Here is a 5,635-nt window from a genome sequence, read left to right as displayed (position 1 = left end):
GTATACAATGAATCCAATTTTAACAGCTGCAAAACAACTATTACATAAAGGCGAAGTTATTGTCTCTACTTTAAAATGTTCACTTACTGACTATATTAATACGCATAAAGTCCCGTATCCAGGCATGTTATTTGCTACTAACAGAAGACTTCTCTTTTTGGGCCAATATAAAAATACATTGATTGCCGAATTTGAGTATGAAAAAATTCTATCTATAGAAACGAAGAGAAGAATCTTTGATAAAAAAATAATATTTTACTATGAAGATGAATATATAACGTTGGGATACATTACAAGTTCAAATATTGAAGAGTTCATAGACTTACTACAAAGAAAATGCACGACTAGCGCGGACTCATAATCAGTGGAATCCCCCCCGCTGATTCATTATTTTAATTCCTCCCACTTCGTTCAAACCTCTCTCCCATTTATTCGGTACATATTATCCTCTCGATCCATAAATCCGTGCACGATAAACTCGCGTCTAATCGTACAAAAATCATCATGATATTGTTTTATGAATGTATTAATTTCTTTTTCTGTATATTGTTTTTCAGCATTTAACTTGCTAACTAAATGCTCTAACAATACTAGTTTTTTCTTCTTTTGACCTGGAATCGATTTTAAGCGGTCCTCTTTATCGAAAAAGTTACGAATGATCGTATCTCTAAATTTCATTTCACTTTCGGTCATTTTATTTTCCTCCTTATTATTTATCCTTTTCCTTGTCTTTTTCACCGAAAAGGTCCAGTGCATACCCTACGCTTATAAGGAAATAGTAGAATCCAAGAAATGCTAACGTATCTTTTACGCTAGTATGTTCTTCTTTGCGAAACAAAATCGGTGATATGGTGAAAACGAGGAAATAGACGCATGGATATAGTATGAAATAATAGTTGAATTTTTTTCTCATAGCTCCTCCTCTTTCTGTATATGATTCTATTCAAATCTTTGTAATCCCTTTTTTAATATTCCCCTCTCCTTTAGGTAGGTCTACAGGAATTTTTAAATAAAAGTGATATGTTCTATCCAATGATCTTTCACATATATTTACATGGATGAATTACAAGTCAAGGGGGAATATGAATGCGGTGGATTTATTATGATCCTTTGTTTGAAGTAGATCAAGTCGTTCCATCTGTTAGAACTTCTTCGCCATGGGCTGGGCATAACAAGTTTGCTTACGATCTCGTTACATTTTTCAAACCTAATACACTAGTAGAATTAGGAACATATTATGGATCTTCCTTCTACAGTTTTTGTCAGGCTGTTAAAGATGAACAACTCCCGACACAATGTACTGCAATTGATACTTGGCAAGGAGATCCACACGGTGGTTACTATGGAGAAAATGTATTCGAAACCGTAACAAATGTGCTGGACACGTGTTATCCAGGAATCGGAAAAACGATTCGTTCTACATTTGATGATGCTTTAAATCAATTTGAAGATGAAAGCATCGATTTATTACATATCGATGGGTTTCATACGTTTGAGGCGGTCTCACACGATTATGTTACATGGTTACCAAAACTTAAAAAGAACGGTATTATTTTATTTCATGATATAGCCGTCTTCGAAAATGGGTTTGGTGTACATTTGTTATGGGATACTTTAAAAGCACAATACCCTCACCTAGAATTTTCACATTCGTACGGTTTAGGCGTCCTCTTCCCAAAAGGACATGAAGAAAAATTTGAAAATGTGCTCACTAAAAATAAAGAACTACAGCAAAAGTATGGAGGATAATCCTCTAATTAAAATAAGATAAATAAAAAAGCACCATTTCGGTGCTTTTTTATTTACGCTTCAAGTGATTGATTTTCAGCAATATTTCTAAATTTTCGTTTGTGCATCCAAGTTAATGAAGCGATTGTTCCAAGTGATAATACAACGATAAAGATCATGAGTATCCCTATATTTTGCCACATGAAGTTAAAATCACCGCTTGATACGACTGCTTTAAACCCTGATACAGAGTATGTCATCGGTAGCCAAGCATTAAAGGGTTGTAAGTACTTCGGAATCAACTCTAGCGGGAATGTTCCAGCACTAGTTGTAAGCTGCATAATTAATGTTAAGATCGCAATGAAACGGCCCGCATCACCGAATGCTGTTACTAAACATTGAATTAATGCGATGCATGCTAAACTTGTAATAATGCTAAAGAGTATGAAGTATGGGATGCTTTGCACTTCTACACCTAATCCGAATAGTAATATGACATCTGCTACTATTGCTTGAATAATACCGACTGATAATAAAACACCAAACTTACTAATAAACCAGCTGAATCCTGATTTCGGAACGCCGACTGTATCGCGTAATGGGTATACGATAGATAATAGTAATGCCCCAACGAATAAACCGAGTGATAAGAAGTACGGTGTAAATCCTGTTCCGTAGTTTGGAACTTCCGCTATTTTCTCCACCTTCACTTTTACTGGGCTTGCAAACATATCATACGTTTTATCCGTTCCTTTTACTTCTCCTGTCTTTTCTGCACCTTCACCAAGTTTCTCAGCAAGTTCACCTGACCCATCATTTACTTTTACGAGTCCGTCTGTCACTTTTCCTGAGCCGTCTGTTAGTTTATTTACTCCGTCGATTAGCTGGGTTGAGCCAGTTGCCATGTTATTTAGACCACCATTTAGAGTACCTAAGCCAGTTGTTACTTTACCCGAGCCATCTGCTAATTGCGTTATTCCACCTGTCATTTGGCTTGCTCCTACTGATAATGTACCCAAACCGCCTGTTACTTGGCTTGAACCGTCTTCTAATTGGTTTACTGCTACAGATACTGTGCCTAAACCACCTGTTACTTGACTTGAGCCATCCGCTAATTGAGTGATTCCACCTGCCATTTGGTTTGCTCCTACAGATAATGCACCTAATCCTTCTGTTACCTTTCCAGATCCATCTAATAATTGATTTTCTCCATCAATTAATTGACCTGATCCGTCTTTCAATCTATCAGCACCTGCTTTTGCATTACCTAATCCTTCACCTAATCCATGAAACTTACTTACAAATTCGTTTTGCGCATTCGTTAATTTCTTAATACCACTCGCTAAATTTCCCACCTCTTCTGGATTCGGCATTTTGCTTTGCATTCCACTTGTCTTTTCACTGATTTCACCTTTTAATTGTTTTACTTCTTCATTTAATTTGCTCGTTCCGCCTGCTACTCCGGCAGCTTTCTGTTGAACTGTCGCCGTACTTTTTACCGCATTTGTTATAAATGGCTGTAACTGCTCTTGATATTCTTTCGGTAAACTTTCAATTTGCTTTTGTAAATTCGCTACATCTTGTGCTGCAGTTTTTGCATCCCCTGCTGTTGATTGGGTAATTTCATTTAACTGATTTACGTTTTCTTCAGCTCCATTTATTTTCTGGTTTACTTTATTTAATATAGAAGGACCTTTCGACTGCGCCTCCTCTAGGCCTGCAACAGAATTTTGCACTTTACTATTTAACTCCTGTAAACCCTTTTGAATCTCTTGAGACCCTTTCTCTAATTGAATTTGCCCCCCAACAAGTTTTTCCATCCCATTTGATAGTTCAATTGTTCCTGTTTTTAATTCACCTGTTTTACTTACTAATGTGTTCAAACCTTTAGTTACTTTCTCAGACCCACTTCGCAATTCGCCAATTCCTTTTTTCATTTCACCCGTTTTTCCATTTAACGTATTTAAACCATCTGTTACTTTTCTAGATCCATCTTGTAATTTCCCTATACCCGTTTTTCCATTTAACGTATTTAAACCATCTGTTACTTTTCCAGACCCATCTTGTAATTTCCCTATACCAGTTTGTATTTCACCCGTTTTGCTATTTAATGTATTTAAACCATCTGTTACTTTTCCGGACCCATCTTGCAATTTATTAGATCCATCTGCTAATTTCTGAGCTCCATCTTTCATCTCCCCAGATTTCCCTTGAAGTGTATGGAGTCCATCCGTCACTTTACTTGATCCATCATGCAACTCACTAGCTCCATCATGTAACTTATTTGCTCCGTCCGCTCCATCTGCTAATCCTTTTGATACGTCTTTAATGGAATCAAACATTTTCTCTGCATATGTTTTCGTTAACGTGCTTGATACTTCACCTTTAATTTTTTCAATTGCTGTTCCGCCAATTTGTGAAGATAAGAAGTTTAAACTTTCATTTGGAATATATTCTAAGTTTAATGGTTTCGGATCGTCTTGTAATAACGTTGTAGCGTTACTTGAGAAGTCATCTGGAATACGTACTAACATGTAATACTTTCTGCCTTCCATTCCCTCTTTCGCTTCTTTTTCACTTACAAATTCCCATTTAAAACTTTTATTATCTTTTAAGTTATCAACGAGCCCTTTCCCGACCTCAATTGGTTTCCCATCAAGTTCTGCACCTTTATCTAAATTGACTACCGCAACTGGCAAGTCATCTAGCTGCTCATACGGATCCCAAAAGGCCCATAAAAACATACCCGCATATAAAATCGGTACAAATAAAACCGCAATGATTGGGATTAATATTTTTTTACTTTTTATAATCTCTGCAAATTCTTTACTAAGCAACTTATGCCATTTCATAATTTATCCCCCTTTTCAAAAATGACCAAAATGTCTATTTAGTCATTTTTAACCAAATAAAAAGGCTATATCTGTTCATACATATGCCTTATCCCCGAATTTATACTATGCATATTTTCAACTACTTGATTATACTATTTAACCACCCTTCTCATATAAATGACCAATTTGTTCAATTAGTCATTTTTTTATAATATTAAAAGGATTATCTTAATTTGACAATCCTTTTAGTAAATAAAGTTCGAATAATTCCGATATCTTTTCTTTTTCTAACGGTTCATGATTTTTTTCCCAATCAAAAATAAGCGATACGTATAGGCGAAGCATAATAAACGCTGTAATTTCTGGATCACATTTGCTAATCTCACCTTTTTCAATCGCAATCTCTAAATAAGATTGGATGACAGAAATGATTTCCACATCTACTTGTTGCATCACTTCTTGTACTTCTTTCGTTCCCATATCACGCTCTTCTTGAATTAGTTTAATCATGAGCTGATGTTCTTTTCTAAATTCTAATATGCTATATAATGCTCTATGTACATTTTCAAAAAATGAAATATCTGAACGAATTGCGTCTTTTGCGACTTGCTTCATTTCTGTAATTAAATTAGAAATAATTTCGCCAAATAGTTCTTCTTTATTTTTGAAAAAAGTATAAATTGTTCCTTTTCCTACATTCGCTAACTTCGCAACTTGATCCATCGTCGTTGCTTTATAACCGAATGCTGAAAAAGACTTTGTTGCAGCTTCAATAATAGAACGTTTTCGATCTATCGCCACATCGTCACCTCCAAAAATGACCAATTGGATGATATAGTCAATTAGTACATCTTTGATATTACCACACGCTTACATTCTATACAAGTTCTCTTTTTAGTTATTCCCAGTTTTAAAAAATTCCAGTCAATCTATATAATACTGTCATAGTGTATCAGAAAAAAAGGGGAAAGGAAAAGATGTTCTTCAGATATAATTTTTATGAACACCTTTTTCTTATTTCAACGTAGAAAGCGTAATTTTGTCTAAACTAGAATTCCATATGTCCTCTCTTT

6 protein-coding genes are annotated in these 5,635 nt (G+C 35.2%); 2 read left to right on the top strand and 4 right to left on the bottom strand.

The annotated features are described in order from the left end of the window. The first annotated feature begins 7 nt into the window (after positions 1-7). Positions 8-361, top strand: a complete 354-nt coding sequence (locus AB3X48_RS16750) for a PH domain-containing protein (RefSeq protein WP_002201452.1) — start codon at positions 8-10, stop codon at positions 359-361. Between the two features lie 50 nt (positions 362-411). Here the strand turns inward: AB3X48_RS16750 and AB3X48_RS16745 are convergent, their stop codons facing one another. Together AB3X48_RS16745 and AB3X48_RS16740 are read right to left on the bottom strand one after the other, a co-directional pair. Beyond that, positions 412-693: a DUF2087 domain-containing protein gene (locus AB3X48_RS16745; protein WP_016104115.1), complete on the bottom strand. Its 282-nt coding sequence runs from the start codon at positions 691-693 to the stop codon at positions 412-414. Positions 694-709: 16 nt separating this feature from the next. Continuing rightward, complete coding sequence (locus AB3X48_RS16740) at positions 710-913, bottom strand: hypothetical protein (protein WP_002201454.1); 204 nt, start codon at positions 911-913, stop codon at positions 710-712. A 173-nt stretch (positions 914-1,086) separates the two neighbouring features. On the opposite strand from AB3X48_RS16740, the gene AB3X48_RS16735 reads away from it, so the two are divergent. Next, positions 1,087-1,749 (top strand): class I SAM-dependent methyltransferase, encoded by a 663-nt coding sequence (locus tag AB3X48_RS16735; protein ID WP_002158968.1) that lies wholly within the window; start codon positions 1,087-1,089, stop codon positions 1,747-1,749. Positions 1,750-1,802: 53 nt separating this feature from the next. On the opposite strand, the gene AB3X48_RS16730 is transcribed toward AB3X48_RS16735, so the two are convergent. Together AB3X48_RS16730 and AB3X48_RS16725 are read right to left on the bottom strand one after the other, a co-directional pair. Continuing rightward, entirely contained in the window at positions 1,803-4,580 is a 2,778-nt protein-coding gene (locus AB3X48_RS16730; protein ID WP_367959748.1) for a YhgE/Pip family protein, read from the bottom strand. Positions 4,581-4,790: 210 nt separating this feature from the next. Then, positions 4,791-5,363, bottom strand: a complete 573-nt coding sequence (locus AB3X48_RS16725) for a TetR/AcrR family transcriptional regulator (RefSeq protein WP_002116844.1) — start codon at positions 5,361-5,363, stop codon at positions 4,791-4,793. Positions 5,364-5,635: the final 272 nt, after the last annotated feature.

The sequence above is a fragment of the Bacillus sp. S4 genome (assembly GCF_040838205.1).
In the GTDB taxonomy this organism is placed as follows: domain Bacteria; phylum Bacillota; class Bacilli; order Bacillales; family Bacillaceae_G; genus Bacillus_A; species Bacillus_A cereus_U.
This window is presented reverse-complemented; position numbering and strand designations above follow the sequence as displayed.